The organism is Nocardioides marinquilinus, from assembly GCF_039543705.1.
GTDB classification, from domain to species: Bacteria; Actinomycetota; Actinomycetes; order Propionibacteriales; family Nocardioidaceae; genus Nocardioides; species Nocardioides marinquilinus.
In genome coordinates this window covers 959,083-979,561 of the sequence record NZ_BAABKG010000002.1, presented here as the reverse complement: position 1 = coordinate 979,561, position 20,479 = coordinate 959,083, and the positions used below count along the sequence as shown (strand labels likewise).

Annotated in this window: 13 protein-coding genes; 6 read left to right on the top strand and 7 right to left on the bottom strand. The window is 73.8% G+C overall.

What is annotated here, in order from left to right:
• The first annotated feature begins 23 nt into the window (after positions 1-23).
• A complete protein-coding gene (locus ABEA04_RS10655) occupies positions 24-1,139 on the top strand; it encodes a GNAT family N-acetyltransferase (RefSeq protein ID WP_345458086.1) in 1,116 nt (371 codons plus the stop codon).
• Here ABEA04_RS10655 and ABEA04_RS10650 read toward each other — a convergent pair.
• Together ABEA04_RS10650 and ABEA04_RS10645 are read right to left on the bottom strand one after the other, a co-directional pair.
• Entirely contained in the window at positions 1,100-2,359 is a 1,260-nt protein-coding gene (locus ABEA04_RS10650; protein ID WP_345458083.1) for an MFS transporter, read from the bottom strand. The genes ABEA04_RS10655 and ABEA04_RS10650 overlap by 40 nt on opposite strands.
• Before the next feature lie 143 nt (positions 2,360-2,502).
• A complete protein-coding gene (locus ABEA04_RS10645; protein ID WP_345458080.1) occupies positions 2,503-2,967 on the bottom strand; it encodes an SRPBCC family protein in 465 nt (154 codons plus the stop codon).
• 293 nt (positions 2,968-3,260) lie between these two features.
• Here ABEA04_RS10645 and ABEA04_RS10640 point away from each other — a divergent pair, with 293 nt between their 5' ends.
• Positions 3,261-4,232, top strand: coding sequence for a DUF559 domain-containing protein (locus ABEA04_RS10640; RefSeq protein WP_345458078.1), 972 nt, complete (start codon positions 3,261-3,263; stop codon positions 4,230-4,232).
• A gap of 106 nt (positions 4,233-4,338) precedes the next feature.
• Here ABEA04_RS10640 and ABEA04_RS10635 read toward each other — a convergent pair whose 3' ends face one another.
• Positions 4,339-7,914 (bottom strand): ATP-binding cassette domain-containing protein, encoded by a 3,576-nt coding sequence (locus tag ABEA04_RS10635; protein ID WP_345458076.1) that lies wholly within the window; start codon positions 7,912-7,914, stop codon positions 4,339-4,341.
• Positions 7,915-8,004: 90 nt separating this feature from the next.
• On the opposite strand from ABEA04_RS10635, the gene ABEA04_RS10630 reads away from it, so the two are divergent.
• Positions 8,005-8,637 (top strand): DUF402 domain-containing protein, encoded by a 633-nt coding sequence (locus ABEA04_RS10630; RefSeq protein ID WP_345458074.1) that lies wholly within the window; start codon positions 8,005-8,007, stop codon positions 8,635-8,637.
• Here the strand turns inward: ABEA04_RS10630 and ABEA04_RS10625 are convergent.
• From ABEA04_RS10625 to ABEA04_RS10615, 3 genes are all read right to left on the bottom strand, one after another.
• Positions 8,607-9,842 (bottom strand): hypothetical protein, encoded by a 1,236-nt coding sequence (locus ABEA04_RS10625; RefSeq protein ID WP_345458072.1) that lies wholly within the window; start codon positions 9,840-9,842, stop codon positions 8,607-8,609. The two genes, ABEA04_RS10630 and ABEA04_RS10625, sit on opposite strands and share 31 nt — an antisense overlap.
• Entirely contained in the window at positions 9,839-10,351 is a 513-nt protein-coding gene (locus ABEA04_RS10620) for a SigE family RNA polymerase sigma factor (protein ID WP_345458070.1), read from the bottom strand. The genes ABEA04_RS10625 and ABEA04_RS10620 overlap by 4 nt, the downstream gene beginning before the upstream one ends.
• Positions 10,352-10,416: 65 nt before the next feature.
• Complete coding sequence (locus ABEA04_RS10615; protein ID WP_345458068.1) at positions 10,417-12,645, bottom strand: NADP-dependent isocitrate dehydrogenase; 2,229 nt, start codon at positions 12,643-12,645, stop codon at positions 10,417-10,419.
• A gap of 182 nt (positions 12,646-12,827) precedes the next feature.
• Between ABEA04_RS10615 and ABEA04_RS10610 the strand changes: the two genes are divergently transcribed.
• Positions 12,828-13,928, top strand: a complete 1,101-nt coding sequence (locus ABEA04_RS10610; RefSeq protein WP_345458065.1) for an MIP/aquaporin family protein — start codon at positions 12,828-12,830, stop codon at positions 13,926-13,928.
• Positions 13,929-13,949: 21 nt separating this feature from the next.
• Here the strand turns inward: ABEA04_RS10610 and ABEA04_RS10605 are convergent, their stop codons facing one another.
• Positions 13,950-14,651, bottom strand: a complete 702-nt coding sequence (locus tag ABEA04_RS10605) for a hypothetical protein (RefSeq protein WP_345458062.1) — start codon at positions 14,649-14,651, stop codon at positions 13,950-13,952.
• 121 nt (positions 14,652-14,772) lie between these two features.
• Here ABEA04_RS10605 and ABEA04_RS10600 point away from each other — a divergent pair, with 121 nt between their 5' ends.
• Together ABEA04_RS10600 and ABEA04_RS10595 are read left to right on the top strand one after the other, a co-directional pair.
• Positions 14,773-15,762 (top strand): malate dehydrogenase, encoded by a 990-nt coding sequence (locus ABEA04_RS10600; RefSeq protein WP_345458059.1) that lies wholly within the window; start codon positions 14,773-14,775, stop codon positions 15,760-15,762.
• Positions 15,763-16,054: 292 nt separating this feature from the next.
• A complete protein-coding gene (locus ABEA04_RS10595) occupies positions 16,055-20,347 on the top strand; it encodes a collagen-binding domain-containing protein (RefSeq protein WP_345458056.1) in 4,293 nt (1,430 codons plus the stop codon).
• Positions 20,348-20,479 lie beyond the last annotated feature (132 nt).

The following is a 20,479-nucleotide window of genomic DNA, read 5'->3' as shown; positions in this document are numbered from 1 at the left end:
CGCGGCCGTGACAGGGTCGAGCCATGCGCCCGCCGAGCCCGCCCCGCCCCGACGTCCCGACCCTGACCGACGGCAGCGTGACGCTGCGGGCCCTGGCCGAGCGCGACGTGCAGGGTTGCTGGGAGCAGTGCGTCGACCCGCTCTCGATCCGCTGGACGCAGGTGCCGGTGCCCTACAGCCACCACGACGCCCGCGAGTTCTGCCTCGACTACGCACCCGCGGCGTGGGCCGACGGCTCGCAATGGATCCTCGCCGTCGAGCGCGACGGGCGCTACTGCGGCAACATCGCGCTGCGCGACGAGGGCCACGGCCGCGCCGAGATCGCCTACGGCGCCCACCCCGACGCCCGCGGCACCGGCGCGATGGAGGCCGGGCTGCGGCTCGTGCTCGAGTGGGGCTTCGGCACCGTCGGCGTGCAGACGATCGTGTGGCGCGCCGAGGTGGGCAACTGGGCCTCGCGGCACCTGGCCTGGCGGCTCGGCTTCACCGTGGACGGCGTGCTGCGACGCTCGCACGTCTCGCGGGGCGAGCTCGTCGACGCGTGGGTCGGCACCCTGCTGGCCGGTGAGCCCCGTGAGCCGTCGGGGCGCTGGCTCAAGCCGGTGCCGCTCGAGGGCGACGGCGTGCTGCTGCGCCCCCTCGACGTGGACGACGTCCCCCGGATCGTCGAGGCCTGCGGTGACGGGCGCACCCACCACTGGCTCGGCCGGATGCCGTCGCCGTACACCGAGGACGACGCGCTGCGGTGGCTCGGGGCCAACCAGGAGCAGATGGCGACCGGCGGCGGCGTGACGTGGGCGGTGGCCGACCCGTCGTCCGGGCGGATGCTGGCCTCGATCAACCTGTTCCACCTCGACGAGGTGGAGGCCGAGATCGGCTACTGGACCCACCCCGACGCCCGCGGCCGTGGTGCCATGACCGAGGCGGTGCGCGTGGTCACCGACTGGGCGTTCGCCGAGCTGGGGCTGCGGATCGTGCGGTGCGCCGCGGCCGTCGAGAACAAGGCGTCACGGCACGTGATGGAGGCCAACGGCTTCCGGCTCGGCGGCCACGACCGGCTCGCCACGACGCTCGACACCGGCCGCGCCGACATCGCGTTCTACGACGTGACGGCCGAGGAGTGGGCCGCCGGGCGCTGAGCGGTCCGGGCGGCGTGGGCCGCCTGCATCCGGTTCGCCACCAGGACGACGAGCACGCCCGCCACCGAGAGGCCGACGCCCACCAGCGCCGGGGCGCGGTAGCCGGCCCCGGCGGCGATCACGAGACCGCCGAGCCAGGCGCCGAGGGCGTTGGCGACGTTGAGCGAGGCGTGGTTGAGGGCGGCGCCGAGGGTCTGGGCGTCACCCGCGACGTCCATGAGGCGCAGCTGCAGGTTGACCACCAGCACCGAGCCGAGCGTGGTGACCGTGAACGCCACCGGCAGCAGGCCCCACCCGGTGGGCGAGAGCAGCCAGAACGCCAGCAGGGCCAAGCCCATGCCGAACGCACCGATGACCAGCGAGTGGCTGACCGACCAGTCGGCGAGGCGGCCGGCGGCCCAGGTGCCGGCGACCATGCCGAGGCCGAAGGCGAGCAGGAAGACGGGGACGGCGCCGTCGCCGAGGCCGCCGACGCGGGTGACGGTGGGCGCGACGTAGGAGAAGACGGCGAACATGCCGCCGAAGCCGATGGCGCCGGCCAGCAGGGTCACCCACACGCGGGGGTTGGCGAACGCGGCGAGCTCGCGGCGTCCGGTGGCCTCGGCGTCACCGGGGCACGACGGCACGCAGGCCACGATGAGCGCGACGGTGAGCAGCGAGAGCAGCGCGACGGCCCAGTAGGCCGCCCGCCAGCCGAGGTGCTGGCCGAGCCAGGTGGCGGCGGGGACGCCGACCACGTTGGCCACCGACAGGCCGAGCATGACGGCGGCGACCGCGCGTCCCTTGCGACCCTCGGGCACCAGGCTCGCGGCGACCAGCGAGGCGACGCCGAAGTAGGCGCCGTGCGGCAGCCCGTCGAGGAACCGGGCCACGACCAGCATCTCGAAGCTGGTGGCCAGCGCGGTGGCGACGTTGAACAGCGCGAAGACGAGCATGAGGACGACGAGCAGCGCCCGCCGCGGCCAGCGCGCCCCGAAGTAGGCCAGCACGGGCGCGCCCACGACCACGCCGACGGCGTAGGCCGAGATGACGTGGCCGGCACTCGGGATCGAGACCCCCACGCCGTCCGCCATCTCGCGGATCAGGCCCATCGTCACGAACTCGGTGGTGCCGATCGCGAAGCCGCCCATCGCCAGCGCCAGCACCGCGAGCGTGACGCGCCGCGACGAGCGCGGGGCGTCGTCGGCGGCCTGGTGCGCGGCGGTGGTGACGGTCGACACGGGAGGGGCCTCGCTGGCTTCGATCGGGGTCGGGGGGACGTCGTCCATCCTCCAACCGCCCGTCGCGCGCGACCTATTCCACGCCGGTGTGACGCTGACCCGTCAGACATGTCTGACGGGTCAGCGTGGGGATCAGCGCCGGATCAGCCGGAGACGGCCTCGGCGAGCTTGCCGAGGGAGGACTCGAGCGCCTCCTGCGGCACGAGCGGGAAGGTGATCTTCTTCAGCAGGTCGGGGTCGGTGACCTCGCTCCAGTCGTAGACCACGGTGACGTCGGTGGCGTCGGCGCCGTTGGCGGTCAGCTGCCAGACCCACTCCCAGCCCGGAGGCTCCTGACCGGCGGGCGCGGTGCGCCAGGCGAGCAGGTGGTTCTGGTCGTAGCCGGTGACCACGTTGTCGGTCTGGTACTCCCCGCCCATGTGCGGGCCCTGCATGTTCATGCGGAACGTCTGCCCCACCGCGGTGATCCGGTCGGTCTTCTCGTCGCTGATCACGAACCCCGAGCCGTCGAGCTCGGCGTGCCGCGCCGGGTTGGAGAGCACGTCGAAGACCGCCGTCGTCGGCGCCTCGATGGTGCGGGTGGCCTGGATGCGCTGGTCGTCTGCCATGCCCTCCACCCTGCGTCCGGCATCGGGAGCACCCAAGACCCCGTCGGGGTGGTCGGGTGCGCCGCCGTCCCCGGGGGGCGTCATACGAGGTGGGTGGTGGGGCAGCCGGCTCGTATGACGTCCTGAGGCCGCCTGCTGGCGTCATACGACCTGGTCGCCGGGGCAGCCGACTCGTATGACGCCCCGCCACGGAATGACCAGGAAACGTCCACAGGCGCGATCCGCGTCGGGTTTCTCCACAGCGCGTTCGCCGGTCCTGTTCGTCCCGGCCGGACGGCGCGAGCCTCGACGCCATGAGTCGAGCTCGTGATGCGCAAGGTCTCGCCGCACACCGCCGCGAGCGTCGCCGGGCCGTGGTCGACCGGCTGGTGATGGGCCAGGCCGGCATCGCCTCCCGGCGTGATCTCTACTCCCTCGGCATCACCCGGGGTGAGGTGCGGGCCCAGGTGCGGGCACGACGGTGGCGCCGCTGCGGCACGCATGCGATCGCGACCTTCACCGGTCCGCTCGACCAGACCGCTCGGTGGTGGGTGGCACTCGTCGAAGGTGGGCCGCGGGCCATGCTCGACGGTGAGACGTCCCTGCTGGTGGCTGGTCTGCAGCGCTATCGACCCGGCGCCGTCCGGGTCACCGTGCCGCGCGGCGCCCGGATCCGACATCGGGGCACCTCGGTCGACATCCGTCAGACCCGCCGGTGGACGTCGTCCGACCTCGAACCGAGCTCTGCACTCCGGCGCACGCGAACGCCGGTGGCAGCAGTACGCGCCTTCATCTGGGCAGCGAGCCAACGCCAGGGCACGTTGCTGCTGACCATGGCGGTGCAGCAGCATCTCGTCACGGTCGAACAGCTTGCGATCGAGGCTCTGCGCATCCGTTTCGACAAGCGACGCGTCGCACTGCACGCGGTGATCCTCGACCTGGCGGGTGGGGTGCAGTCGCTCGCCGAGATCGACGTCCTGGCCGGGTGCCGACGCAGGGGCATGCCGGAGCCGGACGTGCAGGCGGTGCGCCGCACCGAGCACGGCACCTACTTCCTCGACTTCCGGTGGTCGGCGCTCGGCGTCGTGTTGGAGGTCGACGGCATCCAGCACCTGTGGGCCGAGCAGATCGTCGCCGACGCGTTGCGGCACAACGAGATCGCCCTGACCGGTGACGTGGTGCTGCGGTTGCCGGTGCTCGGCCTCCGTCTCGCACCCGACGCGTTCTTCCACCAGCTCGCCGAGGCCCTCCGCGCTGCCGGCTGGACCCCCGAGCGTGCCGCCTGAGCGCGGCGGTCGACCCGAGACGGCGGCCGGGCGTCATACGAACCGGCGGTCCGGACGACCACCACGTATGACGCCCCGGCCACCCCGGTCGCCCCGGTCGCCCCCGTCAGCCGGCGAGGTGGGCCCAGGCGGAGCCGATCTCGCGCCAGGGACCGGTGGCGGCGACGCGGCCGTCGACGAGGACGACGACGCGGTCGGCCTGCTCGAGGGCGGCGCGCTTCGACGTGGCGCCGATGACGGTGCTGCCGCGGCTGCGCAGGGCGGCCCAGAGCTCGACCTCGGTGGCGGCGTCGAGTGCGCTGGAGACGTCGTCGGCGAGGAGCAGCTCGGTGTCGGCGGCCAGCGCCCGGGCGAGCGCGAGACGCTGCACCTGGCCGCCGGAGAGCCGGACGCCGCGGTGGCCGACCATCGCGTGCGGGCCACCGGCGTCGGAGACGTCGTCGCCGAGGCGGGCGTCGGCGATGGCGCGCTCGAGGCCGCGCTCGTGGCCGAGCACGACGTTGTCGGCGAAGGTGCCCGACAGCACCCGCGGCACCTGCGCCACGTGGGCCACCTGGCCGGGACGCAGGAAGACCTGGGCGTCCTCGACCTCGACGCCGTTCCAGCGGACCGAGCCGGTGTGCTCGACGAGCCCGGCGAGCGCCGAGAGCAGGCTCGACTTGCCCGAGCCGACCTGCCCGAGGAGGAGCACCAGCTCGCCGGCCCTCACGGTGAGGTCGACGCCGTCGACGCCCCGCGTGCCGTCGTCGTGCACGGCGGCGACGTCGTGCAGCGTCAGCTCGACCAGCGGCGTGCGCGGCACCACCGGCGGGGCCGGCGCGGTGCCCTCGACCAGGTCGACACCCGGACGCTGCGAGACCAGGTCGACGCCGCCGCCCAGCTGGCTCGAGGCCTGCTGCCAGGCCCGGACGCCGGGCGCCTCGGTGACGACGGCGCCCGCGACCCGGCCGAACCAGTCGAAGCCGTTGACCGCGCCGGAGACGAGGATGGCGGTGGCGAGGTCCCAGCCGCCGAGGAAGTAGGTGCCCCAGGCCGCGACGACGCCGCACTGCACCATGACGACCGGGACGCCGTCGAGCACGGCCTGCACCCGGTGCTCGAAGACGGCGGCCTCGACCCGGCCGTCGTCGACCTCACGCAGGTGGGCGTGCACCGCCGGCGTGGCCGCGGCGAGCTTGACCGTGCGGGCGGCGTCGAGCGCCGAGACCAGCGAGCGGCCGAACCGGGCGCGGGCGGCCGACGACTCCGCCGCCGAGCGGCCCGCGATGGGGCGACCCAGGGACGACGCCGCCGCCGAGCCGACCATCACGCCGAGCAGCACGCCGCCGGCCAGCAGGCTGCCGCCGGCGATGGTGGTGACCACGACGATGGCGAGACCGTTGACGAAGTCGACCCAGCGGTCGGCGTAGCGGGCGTAGCGGTCGGCGTCCATGGAGCGGGCGACGACCTCGCCGGGCGGAGTGCGGGTGAGCCGGTGCTGCTCGGTCTGGCCGGTCAGCATCGACATGCGCACCCGCAGCATGACCTCGACCCACCACCGCGGGTAGCGGCGGATGGCCGAGAACAGCACGAGCGGCGCGGCCATCACGCTGGCCGCCACGACCGCCGTGAGCAGCCAGGTGGTGGTGTCACCGCCCTCACCGGCCTGCAGTCGCTGCACGAGCGTGCCCCAGGCCCAGCCGGTGACGGCGCCGAACGCGCCGACCAGCGCCGCGACCAGGAACAGGAACGCCGCCCAGGCGCCCCACCACGGCCGGATCAGCAGGGCGTGGGCGATGCCGCGGGCCAGGCTCGGGCCGGTGCCGACCTCGGGCAGCGGCGGCGGCTCGCCGGTGCGGCGGGCGCCGCCGACGGCCGTGCTGGTCTCGGGCGCCTCGGTCTCCGGTGCGTCGTCGGGTGCGTCCCCGGCGCCGGACGCGGTGGCCGATGCGGCGGCCTCGAACCCGTCGAGGTCGTCGCCGTGGCTCGCCTCGAGCAGCCGACGGAACGGCCCGGGCCGCGTGGCCAGCTCGTCGCGCGGACCCACCTGCGAGACGCGGCCGGCGTCGAGCACCGCGACGAGGTCGGCGCGCGCGACGGTGGAGAGCCGGTGCGCGACGAGCAGGCCGGTGCGGCCGCGCAGCAGGCGGTCGGAGGCCTGCACCACGAGGGACTCGGTGAGGGGGTCCATGCGGGCGGTGGCCTCGTCGAGGACGACGACCTTCACGTCGCGCACCAGCAGGCGCGCGAAGGCGACCAGCTGCTCCTCACCGGCGGAGAGCGCGGTGCCGCCGGGGCCGAGCGTGGTGTCGAGGCCCTCGGGCAGCCCGGCCACCCACGTGTCGAGGCCGAGCTCGACGACGGCCGCCTCGATGCGCTCGCGCGGGACGTCGGTGAACAGCGCGACGTTCTCGGCGAGCGTGCCGGCCAGGATCTCGGTGCGCTGGGTGACCACGCCGACGGCGGCGCGCAGCTGCTGCAGGTCGAGGTCGAGGACGTCGACGCCGCCGACGAGCAGCGTGCCGGGCTCGGGGTCGACGGCGCGCGAGACCAGCGAGGCCAGCGTGGACTTGCCCGACCCCGTGCGGCCGACGAGCGCGATCGTGCGGCCGGCGGGCACGTAGAGGTCGACGTCCTGCAGGGCGAAGGTGCCCTCGGCATAGGCGAAGTGCAGCCCCCTGACCTCGACGTCGAGCGCGTGGTCGGGCACCGGCGCGCCGCCGACGGGCTCGGGCTCGGTCTCGAGCACCTGCCGCAGCCGGACGACGGCGCCGAGCCCGGCCTGCAGGTCGGGCAGGTGCCGCGCCATCTGGTCGACCTGGCCCACGAAGGTGCTCGTGACGAGGAACAGCGTGACCAGGCGGCCCGTGGACAGGTCGCCGTCGACGGCCAGCGCGACGCCCGCGACCACGATGCCGGTGAGCAGGGCGTGCAGCAGGATGCCGGTGCGCAGCGTGATCTTGGTCTGCGTGCGCAGCAGCACCTCGAAGCGCCGGTGCACCTCGCTGGACAGCTGCGCGAGCCGCCGGACGACGTGCGCCTGGCCGAGGCTGGTGCGCAGGTCGTCGCGGCCGGAGACGCCCTCCTCCATCGCGGCGGCGTGGTCGGTCCAGGCCATCTCCTCCTCGATCGTGCGCCGCTTGACCTCGGGCAGCAGCGGTCGCATGACCAGGAACGCGCCGTAACCGAACAGCGGGAACAGCACCCACGCCGGCCACCACGTCAGACCGGCGACCACCCACATCGGCAGCGCGGCGAACACGGTGCGCAGCGCGTCCCACACCTGGCGGCGCAGCAGCGCGCCCACCTCGTGGGTGTCGTCGTCGACGCGGTCGAGCACCTCGCCGACCGCCTGCTCGTGCAGCTCGACCAGGGGCTGGTGCAGCGCCGCGTCGAGGACGTCGCCACGCAGCCGCCCCTCGGCCCGGTCGACCACCGCGGCCCACACCGTGCGGCCGAACGTGTCGAGCACCGCTCCGCCGACCACGGCCAGCGCGAGCAGCCACACCAGCATGCGCGTGGGACCCTCGGCGAGCGCACCGGCGACCACCGTGCCCAGCGTCTTGCCGAGCGCGCCGAGGAACGAGGCACCCAGCGCCCAGGCGACCGCGGTCTGCCGCAGCCGCCGCAGGTCGACCGTGCGTTCGGGAGGATGCGCGGTCGGCGTCTCGGGGGCGCTCGCGCGCAGCATCGTCTGGGTCATGACGGGACGACGCTACGCGCCGCCACCGACAGCCTCACCTGCTTATCCCCCGCCCCCGTCACCCGCTCGCCGGACGTATCCTGCGGAGGCGTGGACGACGTGCGCTGGCGCCCCGGGACCCGCATCACGACCCGCTGGGGCGACGTCTCCGGACCCCACTGGGCGGAGACCGTGACCGTCGTCCGCGACGACCCCGACGTGCTCGCCGTGTGGCTCGCCGCGGGCACGCCGGTGCTGCGCAAGGCGCGCGCCGACGGCCTCGGCCGACGCGAGGGCCTGACCACGATGTTCACCGCTGACGCGGTGCAGGCGGTCGCGACCTGGACCGGCTACGACGTGCTGCGCGTCTGGCCGGTCGGACGCCGCTGGTCGGTGTGGACCTTCTTCGAGGAGGGCACCCGCAGCTTCGCGGGCTGGTACGTGAACCTCGAGAGCCGCCACCGCCGCGACGCCGACACCCACTACGCCTGGGACGACGTCCTCGACGTGTGGGTCGACCCCGACCGCACCCACGGCCGCAAGGACGAGGACGAGCTCGGGCAGGCCGTCGTCCAGGGTCGGTACACCCGCGCCGAGGCCGACGCCATCACCGCCGTCGCCGACGAGGTCGAGACGGTGATCGAGGCGTGGGGGCCGCCGTTCTGCGACGGGTGGGAGCGCTTCGTCCCCGACCCGGCCTGGACCGTGCCGGATCAGCCACCGCCGACCGTCAGCATTCCTTGAATCCAAGCGGGCATCCCGGTCCTCGGGTAGCACCGCCAGCCTCGGAGGTCACCCATGTAACGCGGTCTGACGCCAGGAGTGCCGGCGGCCTCGACCTCGTCACCGGCCGCGCCCACCACCGCACCGCTCGGGTCGCGCAGGGTCAGCTGGTCCCCGGTGACCTCTGCGCTCCATCCCGGTGGCCAGATCGCGATCTTCCCACCGACGACGACGCACCCGCGCTCGTCGACCCCGAGTAGACCCGCGATCCTGGCAGTGAAGACCACCTTCGACTCAGCAGGCGCCACCAGGAGCGGCCCGGACGGGTCGACGTCAGCGCCTGTCACGACCTCCACCTCGGACTGCACCGTGAACACTTCGGTGGCGCCGTCCACACAGCCAGCCGCCGTTCCCTCCGGTGCAAACCCGAAGCCGCCGCCGAGCCTCAGACGGTCACCCCCGGTTGCCACCGCGACGCCCGCGGGGTCACGCAGGAGCAGGACGCCATCGGCTGTCCGCTGGGCTGTGAAGTCGGCCGGCCAGAGGACGGGGGTGCCGCCCACGGTCACGCAGCCGCCGTCGTCGCTCAGCGCACCCTGGTGCTCAGCGAGCTGGGCGCGCTGGCCGGGCCGCCACCCGCTGGTCGCCAGCTCGAGGCCCGTCGCGCCTTCGAAGTCGACCTCGGACTGAAGGTGCGGCACCTCGGTGACGTCGGCGGGCGCGCAGGGGGCCTCGCCCAACTGCTGCTCGAGCGGCACGTACCCACCCGATGCCGTGACCATGTCGCCCTCGTGCGCCACGACCTCGCCCGTGCCGTCGCGCAGCTCGAGCCGGCCGCCGTCGACCTCGGCCGACCAACCGTAGGGCCACACCGCGGTTCGACCGGTGCCCAACGCGTCGGCCAGCACGACGCAGCCGCGGTCGTCAGCCTCGAGGCGCCCGCTCACCAGAGCCTGCATGCTGACGACCACGCCGTCGGCAGGTCGATTGGCGGTGAGGAGCGCCGCCGTCACAACCGGCTCGTCGGCGGCCGGGGATTGCGACGGTTCGGTCGTTCCGGTCCCGCCTCCGAGCAGGGCCGCTCCCCCGACCACCGCCGCCACGGCGGTCACCGCCACGGCCATCACGACCGGCACCCGCGACCGGCTCCGGACGACCGGGGCCGGTCCGACCTCGACGCGTGCGGCGCTCTCGTCGAGCATCCGGCGCAGCTGCTCGTGGCTCATGACTCCTCCTGGACGACGTCGCGCAGCGACTCGTCGGCGGCCAGCGCCGCCAGGGCCCGCGACGTCCGGCTCTTGATCGTGCCGAGCGCGACGCCCAGCGCGGTGGCGGTCTGCTGCTCGGTGAGGTCGGCGTAGAAGCGCAGCACGACGACCTCGCGCTGCCCGAGCGGCAGACGCAGCAGCGCGCCCCGCATCGCGTCGGACTCGGCCACGGCACCCGCGACGTCGTCCACCGAACGGCCCGCCTCGGGCAGCGCCTCGGTCGGTGTCTCGCCCCACCACCGCCGCCGGCGGCTGTCGAGCAGGGTGTTGATGAGCACCCGGTGCACGTAGGCGTCGACGTCGTCGGCCCGCGTCACGCGCGTCCAGCGACGGTGGCACTTGGCCAGTGCGACCTGGACGACGTCCTCGGCGGCGTGCACGTCGGCCCCGAGCAGCACGGCCGAGCGCACCAACCGGGTCCAACGCGCGGCGACGAACTCGTCGAAGCCGTGCGCGGACCCGGTCATGGGCACGAGACGTGCCGGGGCGCTCGGATGGTTCCGCGACGCCGCTCGGTCGACCAGTCAGCCGCTCAGAGCGAGGCGAGCGCCTCGTTGAACGTGGCGGACGGGCGCATCACGGCCGCCGCCTTCTCGGGGTCGGGGCGGTAGTAGCCGCCGATGTCGGCGGGGCTGCCCTGGACGGCGTTCAGCTCGTCGACGATCGTCTGCTCCTCGGCGGCGAGGCGCTCGGCGAGCGGCGCGAACCGGGCGGCGAGGTCGGCGTCGTCGGTCTGGTTCGCGAGCTCCTGGGCCCAGTAGAGCGCCAGGAAGAAGTGCGAGCCGCGGTTGTCGATGCCGCCCACGCGGCGGGTGGGCGACTTGTCCTCGTTGAGGAAGGTCTCGGTGGCGCGGTCGAGGGCACCCGCGAGCACGGTGGCGCCGGCGCGGCCGGACTGCTCGGCGTACAGCTCGAGCGAGGGCACGAGGGCGAAGAACTCGCCCAGGCTGTCCCAGCGCAGGTAGTTCTCCTTGACCAGCTGCTGCACGTGCTTGGGGGCCGAGCCGCCCGCGCCGGTCTCGAACAGGCCGCCGCCGTTCATCAGCGGGACGACGGAGAGCATCTTGGCCGAGGTGCCGAGCTCGAGGATCGGGAACAGGTCGGTGTTGTAGTCGCGCAGCACGTTGCCGGTGACCGAGATGGTGTCCTCACCGCGGCGCAGGCGCTCGAGCGAGTAGGCGCAGGCCTCGGCCGGCGCCAGGATCTCGATGGTCAGCCCGTCCGTGTCGTGCTCGGGCAGGTACTCCTTCACCTTCGCGATCACGTTGGCGTCGTGGGCCCGGGTCTCGTCGAGCCAGAACACCGCGGGCGAGCCGGAGGCGCGGGCGCGGCTGACGGCCAGCTTGACCCAGTCGCGGATCGGCTCGTCCTTGGTCTGGCAGGCACGCCACACGTCACCGGGCTGCACGTCGTGCTCGATCAGCGTCTCGCCGGCGGAGGAGACGACGCGGATCGTGCCGGCGGACGGCGCCTCGAACGTCTTGTCGTGCGAGCCGTACTCCTCGGCCGCCTTGGCCATCAGGCCGACGTTGGGCACCGAGCCCATCGTGGCCGGGTCGAACGCGCCGTGGGCGCGGCAGTCGTCGATGACGGTCTGGTAGACGCCGGCGTAGGACGAGTCGGGGATGACGGCCAGCGTGTCGGCCTCCTCGCCGTCGGGGCCCCACATGTGCCCCGAGGTGCGGATCATCGCCGGCATCGAGGCGTCGATGATGACGTCGCTCGGCACGTGCAGGTTGGTGATGCCGCGGTCGGAGTCGACCATCGCGAGCTTCGGCCCGTCGGCCAGACCCTGCTGGACGGCGGCCTTGATCGCCTCGCCCTCGGGCAGGGAGTCGACGGCCGAGAGCAGTGCTCCGAGCCCGTCGTTGGGGCTGATGCCGGCGGCGGCGAGCTGCTCGCCGTACTGCTCGAACAGCGTCGGGAAGAACGCCTGGACGACGTGGCCGAAGATGATCGGGTCGCTGACCTTCATCATCGTGGCCTTCAGGTGCGCCGAGAACAGGACGTCGTCGGCCTTGGCCCTCGCGACCTGCTCGGTCAGGAAGCGGCGCAGCGCGGCGACGTCCATGTAGGTGGCGTCGACGACCTCGCCGGCCAGCACCTTCACCTGCTCCTTGAGCACCGTGGTGGTGCCGTCGGCGGCGACGTGCTCGATGCGCAGCGTGTCGTCGGCGTCGAGGACGACCGACTTCTCGTTGGAGCGGAAGTCGTGCTCGCCCATCGTGGCCACGTTGGTCCTGGAGTCGGACGACCAGGCGCCCATGCGGTGCGGGTGCGCCTTGGCGTAGTTCTTCACCGACGCCGGCGCGCGGCGGTCGGAGTTGCCCTCGCGCAGCACCGGGTTCACCGCGGAGCCCTTGACCTTGTCGTAGCGGGCGCGGACGTCGCGCTCCTCGTCGGTGCTCGGCGACTCGGGGTAGTCGGGCAGGTCGTAGCCCTGGTCGCGCAGCTCCTTGACGGCCGCCTTGAGCTGCGGCACCGAGGCGGAGATGTTGGGCAGCTTGATGATGTTGGCCTCGGGCCGGGTGGCCAGGTCGCCGAGCTCGGCGAGGTGGTCGCCGATGCGCTGCTCGTCGGTGAGGCGCTCGGGGAACTGGCTGAGGATGCGTCCGGCCAGCGAGATGTCGCGGGACTCGACGTCGACGCCGGCCGCGGCCGCGTAGGCCTCGACGATCGGCAGGAACGAGTAGGTCGCCAGCAGCGGCGCCTCGTCGGTGTAGGTGTAGACGATCGTCGCGTTCGTCGAGTGCTCGGCCATGGGTGGTGTCAGCTCCTGTGCCGCGTCGGTGGGTTTCTCGACGTCAAGATACCTGACGCCGGGGACGTCGCCAGCGTCGCACCCCCTCGGCCCGCGAGCCACCCGAGCGGGGGTCCCGCGCGCCACTAGAGTTCGGGCGTCCCCCACGTTTCCGGCATCCGTACGAAGGGCAGGCCCGCGCCATGACCGCCACCCCAGACGCAGCTCCCCCCGCCGCCGAGCACCCGCAGCACACGCAGCTGCAGAAGCTGATGGCCGAGGCCCTCGGCACGTTCGTGCTCGTCGTCCTCGGTGTCGGCGCCGCAGCCCTGCCCGCGCTCGGCCTCGGCGCCTCGGGCAGCGAGCTCGCCGCCCTCAGCACGACCTCGATCGGCCTGGCCTTCGGCATCGCGATCGTCGCGATGGTCTACGCCTTCGGCCGGGTCTCGGGCGGGCACTTCAACCCGGCCGTCTCGGTCGGCGCCGCCATCGGCGGCCGCATCAGCTGGCGCGAGGCGGGTCTCTACAGCGCCGCGCAGGTCGGCGGCGCGATCGTCGGCGGCATCGTGCTGCTGCTCGTCGCGCTCAGCGCCGACGTCGGCTACGAGTTCGGCGACGACAACCTCGGCGCCAACGGCTTCGGCGACCGGGGTGGGGCGGCCCTGATCGCCGTCCTGCTCGTCGAGATCGTGCTGACCTTCGTCTTCCTCACCGTCATCTTCGCCACCACCGACGAGCGCAACGACCACCCGGGTCTGGCCCCGCTGGCCATCGGTCTGACGCTGGCCGCGATCCACTTCGTGGCCATCCCGCTCGACGGCACCTCGGTCAACCCGGCCCGCTCGCTCTCGACGGTGTTCTTCTCCGGCGGCGACGCGATCGTGCAGATCTGGGTCTTCATCCTCGCGCCGCTGGTGGGCGCCGCGCTGGCCGGCCTGGCCTACCCGGCGATCTTCGGCCACGCCACCGGCCCCGTGCCCGGCTCGGGCTTCACCTTCGGCTCCGGCGGCGCGCCGGTCGGCTACACCGACCAGTACCAGCAGCAGTGGAGCCAGGGCGGGCAGGCCGGCGCCTACGGCGGCTACGACCAGCCGGCGCAGGGCGGCTACCAGCAGGGCTACCAGCAGCCGGGCCAGCCGGGCGGCTACCAGGCACCGGGCCAGGCCGCGCAGCAGCCGCCGGCCGAGCAGCCGATCATCCAGGACGGCTGGCAGTGGGACCCGCAGTCGCAGCAGTGGATCCCGGCCCAGCAGCAGCCGGGCCAGGGCGGCGACTCCACGCAGGTCCGCCCGCAGGACTACTGAGCGACCGACCGACCGCTCGGGTCAGCCGGGGGTGCGCGTCAGCGCCGCGACGCCCCCGGCCGACTCGAGCAGCACCAGCCCGACGTCGCGTGAGTAGAGCGCGTTGACCATCGACCCCGCGGGTCCGTAGAGGTCGGTCAGCTCGAGCACCACCACGTCGTCGTACTCCGTCGCGGTGCCGTCGACGTCGAGGGTCACGGTCTCGTCGACCCCCGCCACCGTGACGCGCGGGTCGTCGTCACCGGGCAGGTCGGCAGCCAGGTAGCCGTCGCCGACGCGTGGCGTGCGCGTGACCAGCAGGCCCGCGCGGACGTCGTCCTCCCCCGTCAGCCACGTCGCGGAGCCGGTGCCGTCGGCGTCCTCGCTCTCGCGGCCGAGCCACCACACGTTGCCCTCGTCGTCCTCGGCGAGCAGATCGGTCGTGCCGTCGAGGCTCACGGCCGTCGTCGTGACGCCCGCGACCTCGGGCCCGGGCGCCACCGTGCGCTCGACGCTGGTGCCGTCGACGGTCCGGTAGGACGCCGCGAGGTCGAGCGCGAGCCACGGGCTCTCGACCGGGCCGCCGGTGAAGTCGGCCGCGTCGGGGGCCTCGGTGGGCACCTCGAGCTCGTCGACGCCCGACGGCGGGCTCGGCTCGGCGGCGCTGCCGCACGCGGCCAGCCCGGCGCCGAGCCCGAGGACGGCCACGACCGCGACGGCGGGGCGGGCGATCGGACGGCGCACGCCGTCATCCTCGCCTACGCCGCCCGCCGCGCCGGGGGCGGCTGCGCCGCTGCTAGTTTCGGCAGCGCCCCACCGGCACCGACCGGTCCTCCACCCCTCGACACCGTTCCGGGAGTCCCCGTTGAGCACTGAGAAGCCCCTCAAGGTCGCCGTCACCGGCGCCGCCGGCCAGATCGGCTACAGCCTGCTGTTCCGCCTCGCGAGCGGCGCCCTCACCGGCGACCGGCCCGTCGAGCTGCGGCTGCTGGAGATCGAGCCCGCGCTCAAGACGCTCGAGGGCGTCGTGATGGAGCTCGACGACTGCGCGTTCCCGGGGCTGGCCGGCATCGAGATCGGCTCCGAGGCCGAGACCATCTTCGACGGCGTCAACCTCGCCCTGCTCGTCGGCGCGCGCCCCCGCGGCCCCGGCATGGAGCGCGGCGACCTGCTCGAGGCCAACGGCGCGATCTTCACCGCCCAGGGCAAGGCGCTCAACAGCGTCGCGGCCGACGACGTCCGCATCGGCGTCACCGGCAACCCCGCCAACACCAACGCGCTGATCGCGCTCAAGAACGCCCCCGACATCCCGGCCGAGCGGTTCTCGGCGCTGACCCGCCTCGACCACAACCGCGCCATCTCGCAGCTGGCCGCGAAGACCGGCGCCCCGGTCACCGACATCACGAAGATGACGATCTGGGGCAACCACTCCGCCACGCAGTACCCCGACCTCTTCCGCGCCGAGGTCGGCGGCCGCAACGCCGCCGAGGTCGTCGGCGACCAGGAGTGGCTCGAGAACACCTTCATCCCCACCGTCGCCAAGCGCGGCGCGGCCATCATCGAGGCGCGTGGCTCCTCCTCGGCCGCCTCGGCGGCCTCGGCCACCATCGACGCCGCCCGCGACTGGCTCTACGGCTCCGCCGCGGGCGACTGGGTCTCGATGGCGGTCGTCTCCGACGGCTCGTACGGCGTGCCCGAGGGCCTGGTCTCCTCCTTCCCCGTCACCACCCGCGACGGCGACTGGACGATCGTCGAGGGCCTCGAGATCGACGACTTCTCCCGCGGGCGCATCGACGCCTCGACGGCCGAGCTCGCCGACGAGCGGGACGCCGTCACCCAGCTCGGCCTGATCTGAGCGACCGGCCGACCCCGTAGGTCTCGGGGCTCGGCCGTGGCCGGCCTCGCACCTCGACCATCGTGCACGCGTGACGATGGTCGAGGTGCGAGGAGCCCTGGCGACCCTCGAGACCACCCTCGAGACCCACGTCCGCGCGGGGTGCACGCGAGCCGCCACGCCGGACCGTCACCACAAGATCGCCGCAAGACCTGGCCACGCGCCGGACACCCTTCGTCCACGTTTCAACCACAGTCCTGCAGGGGCCGCGGATAACGCCGTGGCGGTCCGGAACGGTCCCTAACTTGGCTAGGTGAAGCCGTTCCCCCACACCCCGACCAGCCGCACCACGAGGCTCTCCGCAGCCGGCCTGCTGGTCACCCTGGCGGTCGTCGTCCCGGTCGCCGTCACGACCTCCCTGGCCCCGTCGGCCTCCGCCGCGACGCCGACGCTGCCGCTCAACCCGATCAGCGTCCAGATCGACGGGCACCCCGCCAACAGCGGCTTCCTCGCCTTCGTCGAGGGCGACATGACCGTGCGCAGCGGTGAGTCGGAGGGCACCGTCGCGATGGGCGGCGACCTGCACGTGCGGGGCAACTACAACGTCGCCGGCGCGGGCACCACCGACCCGACCTACACCGCGCCGGGCGACGCGCGCCCGACCTACCTGCACGTCGGCGGCGGGGTCTCGTGGGAGAACGGCGGCGCCGACGTCTACGTGCAGCGCGAGGGCTTCACCAAGATCGCGCGCACCGCGACCTACAGCGCCTACAACCGCGACAGCAACAACGCCCAGGTCAACTACAAGGTCGTCAAGCCCGGCGCGCGCTACGAGTCGCAGCCGAAGATCGAGGGCCGCACCAACCTGCAGACGCCCGCCTCGATCGGCACCGTCCCGCCGAGCAGCCTGATCGACATCCCCGCCGCCTTCGCGGCCTACCGGTCGATCTCGAGCCAGCTGGCCGGCTGCCCGAGCACCGTCGAGCTGCTCGACCGTGACCAGGGGATGGCGCCGCTGCCGCGGCCGATCAAGCCCGGGGCGAAGGGCGTGCTGCAGCTCGTCCCCGGCCGCACCAACGTGCTGAGCCTGACCACCGACGAGCTGCGCAACCTCTCCGAGATCACGTTCGCCGACAAGCCGACGGCGTCCACGCCGCTGCTCGTGAACGTCACCGGGACGACGTTCGACGGCAACACGCCCAACCTGGCCGGCATCGGCGGCGTCGACGCCCCCTACATCCTGTGGAACTTCCCTACGGCTACGTCGATCCGGGTCGTGGGCGGCGCGACGATCGAGGGCACCATCTACGCCCCGAACGCCGCGATCGACTGGCAGACCAGCAACAACATCGAGGGCAACGTCATCTCGGCCCGGCTCGACCACGGCCAGGGCGAGCTGCACGACTTCCCCTTCGACGCGGTGCTCGACTGCTCCCCCGCGCCGGAGAAGCCGACGCTGACCCTGGTCAAGCAGGTCGTCAACGACGACGGCGGCACCGCCGTCCCCACCGACTGGACGCTGTTCGCCGACGGCGGCGCGGTGGGCTCGATCAGCGGCGCCACCGGCGACCCGGCCGTCACCGGCGCCGAGGTCGAGCCGGGCACCTACGCGCTGTCCGAGAGCGGCCCTGGGGGCTACGACGCCGGTGAGTGGACCTGCGACGGCGGCACGCTGGCCGGCGCCGAGGTCACCCTCGCCGACGGCGACGACGTCACCTGCACCATCGTCAACGACGACACCCCGGCACCGCCCGCGCACCTCACGCTGGTCAAGCAGGTGGTCAACGACGACGGCGGCACCGCCGCGGCCACCGACTGGACGCTGTCCGCCGACGGCGGCGCGCTCGGCTCCATCAGCGGCGCCACTGGCGACGACGCCGTCACCTTCGCCGAGGTCGCCGCCGGCACCTACACGCTCGGCGAGACCGGCCCCGACGGCTACGCCTCGCTCGGCTGGGAGTGCGCGTGGGGCCCGCCGCCGCTGCGCGCCGGCCGGGCGTCGCGGGTGGTCGCCGACCCCGTCAGCACCGTGACGCTGGCGCCCGGTGACGTCGTCACCTGCACCGTCACCAACGACGACCTGCCGCTCGGTCCCCCGACCCGCCTGACCCTGGTCAAGCAGGTCGTCAACGACGACGGTGGCACCGCCGTGGCCACCGACTGGACGCTCACCGCCGACGGCGGCGCCGTCGGCACGATCAGCGGCCCCACCGGCGACCCCTCGGTCACCGGCGTCCAGGTCGCCCCCGGCACCTACGCGCTCACCGAGACCGGCCCCGACGGCTACGAGTCGCTCGGCTGGTCGTGCGTCGGCCTCGGGGTGCGCCCGGGCGACGGGTCGCGCGTCGTCCGGGACGCCGTCGTGCTCGCGCCCGGTGACGACGTCACCTGCACCGTGGTCAACGACGACGTGCCTCCCCTGCCGACCACCCGCCTGACGCTGGTCAAGCAGGTCGTCAACGACGACGGCGGCACCGCCGTCCCCACCGACTGGACCCTCACCGCCGACGGCGGCGCGCTCGGCACGATCAGCGGCCCCACCGGCGACGCCTCGGTCACCGCGGCCGAGGTGCAGCCGGGCAGCTACACCCTCGGCGAGACCGGCCCCGACGGCTACGAGGCGCTCGGCTGGACCTGCGTCGACGCGCCGCCGGTGCCCGTGCTGGTGCGCGGCGCCCGCGTGGCGGTGGCCGACGACCAGGTCACGCTCGAGGCCGGCGACGACGTCACCTGCACGATCGTCAACGACGACCGCAAGACCGTCGTGCTCGGCGACACGCAGCTGACGCTGGTCAAGCAGGTCGTCAACGACGACGGCGGCACCGCCGTCCCCACCGACTGGACGCTCACCGCCGACGGCGCGGACGACGACCTCAGCGGCCCCACGGGCACGCCCGAGGTCACCGGCCGGCTGGTCGCGGCCGGCACCTACCAGCTCGGCGAGTCCGGCGGCCCCGACGGCTACGACGCCGGCGAGTGGACGTGCGACGGCGGCGTCGTCGGCGCGGCGTCGGTGACCCTCGCCGAGGGCGACAAGGTCACCTGCACCATCGTCAACGACGACCGACCCGCCCGCCTGACACTCGTCAAGGTCGTCGTCAACGACGACGGCGGCACCGCCGACGCGGGCCTGTGGCAGCTCACCGCCGAACAGCAGGTCGACGACGGCGTGCGCCTCGACGGCTTCACCGGCGACGCCGAGGTCACCGACGTCCCGGTGCCGGCCGGCACCTACGCCCTGAGTGAGGACGGCCCCACCGGCTACGCCTCGCTCGGCTGGGACTGCGTCCCGACCGGGCCGGTCGGTGTGCGCGGGGCCGGTGACGCGCCGGTGGTGGGCGAGGACGACACGGTCGAGCTCGGCGTCGGCGACGACGTCACCTGCACCGTCACCAACGACGACGTCGCGCCCCGCCTGACCCTGGTCAAGGACGTCGTCAACGACGACGGCGGCACCGCCGTGCCCACCGACTGGACGCTCTCGGCCGACGGCCCGACGCCGATCACCGGCCTCACCGGCGACGCCGAGGTCACCGGCGCCGTGGTGCTGCCCGGCGACTACGACCTCACCGAGGCCGACGGCCCCGACGGCTACGCCGCCGCCGGCTGGACCTGCGTCTACGAGAACGCGCAGCCCGTGCGGCCCGCCCGGGACGCCGCGCTCCCGACCGACGGCGAGGTGACGATCCGGGTCGGCGACGTGGTCACCTGCACGGTCGTCAACGACGACGTCGCGCCGCACCTGACGCTCGTCAAGCGCGTCGTCAACGACGACGAGGGCACCGCCGTCCCCACCGACTGGACGCTCGCCGCCGACGGCCCCGTCGAGCTCAGCGGCGTCACGGGCGACGCGACCGTCACCGGCGCCGAGGTCGAGGCCGGCGACTACTCGCTCACCGAGTCGGGCGGACCCGGCGAGTACGACGCCCTCGGCTGGGTGTGCTCCACCGGCACGGTCTCCGTCGGCGGTGGCGTCGTGTCGGCGTCGTGGAGCCTGGACGACGGCGCGCTCACCCTCGCGCCCGGCGAGAACGTGACCTGCACGATCACCAACGACGACCGGCCCACCGCCGTCCTCTCCGACACCCGGCTGACGCTGGTCAAGGTGGTCGTCAACGACGACGGCGGCACCGCGGTGCCCACCGACTGGACGCTCTCGGCCGACGGCCCGACCGCCATCGCGGGCGTCACCGGCTCGGACGACGTCACCGACGTCGCGGTCGAGCCCGGCGACTACACGCTGGCCGAGTCCGGCGGCCCCGAGGAGTACCGCGCCGAGGACGGCTGGAGCTGCGACGGCGGCACCGTCACCGGCGACGTCGTCACCATCGCCGAGAGCGACCACGTCACCTGCACGATCGTCAACGACGACCGGCTCGCGGTGCTGCCCAGCGGCGAGACCGAGACGCCGACCTCGACGATGGCGGTCACCGTGCCCCCGTCGGTCACCCCGACCGACGACGGCTACGACAACGGCACCGGCAGCCTCCCGAACGCCGGCGGCCCGCCCCTCGGCCTCCTCACCCTCGCCGCCGGCCTCCTCCTCGCCGGCACCGCCTTCCTCGTCGGCTCCCGCCGCCGACCCAAGGGCCACTACCAGCGCTGACCCCGTGCCTGGCACCTCGACCACCGCACGGTGGTCGAGGTGCAAGGCCGGCCACGGCCGAGCCTCGAGGCCACCGACTCTCCATGCCCGGGCCACCGCACGGACCCTGAGCTCGTCGAAGGGCGGCCGGGT

Coding starts and splice junctions, on each gene's coding strand:
- ABEA04_RS10635 (WP_345458076.1), bottom strand. CDS start 7,914: ATGACCCAGACGATGCTGCGCGCGAGCGCCCCCGAGACGCCGACCGCG.
- ABEA04_RS10620 (WP_345458070.1), bottom strand. CDS start 10,351: ATGACCGGGTCCGCGCACGGCTTCGACGAGTTCGTCGCCGCGCGTTGG.
- ABEA04_RS10610 (WP_345458065.1), top strand. CDS start 12,828: ATGACCGCCACCCCAGACGCAGCTCCCCCCGCCGCCGAGCACCCGCAG.
- ABEA04_RS10615 (WP_345458068.1), bottom strand. CDS start 12,645: ATGGCCGAGCACTCGACGAACGCGACGATCGTCTACACCTACACCGAC.
- ABEA04_RS10645 (WP_345458080.1), bottom strand. CDS start 2,967: ATGGCAGACGACCAGCGCATCCAGGCCACCCGCACCATCGAGGCGCCG.
- ABEA04_RS10640 (WP_345458078.1), top strand. CDS start 3,261: ATGAGTCGAGCTCGTGATGCGCAAGGTCTCGCCGCACACCGCCGCGAG.
- ABEA04_RS10655 (WP_345458086.1), top strand. CDS start 24: ATGCGCCCGCCGAGCCCGCCCCGCCCCGACGTCCCGACCCTGACCGAC.
- ABEA04_RS10625 (WP_345458072.1), bottom strand. CDS start 9,842: ATGAGCCACGAGCAGCTGCGCCGGATGCTCGACGAGAGCGCCGCACGC.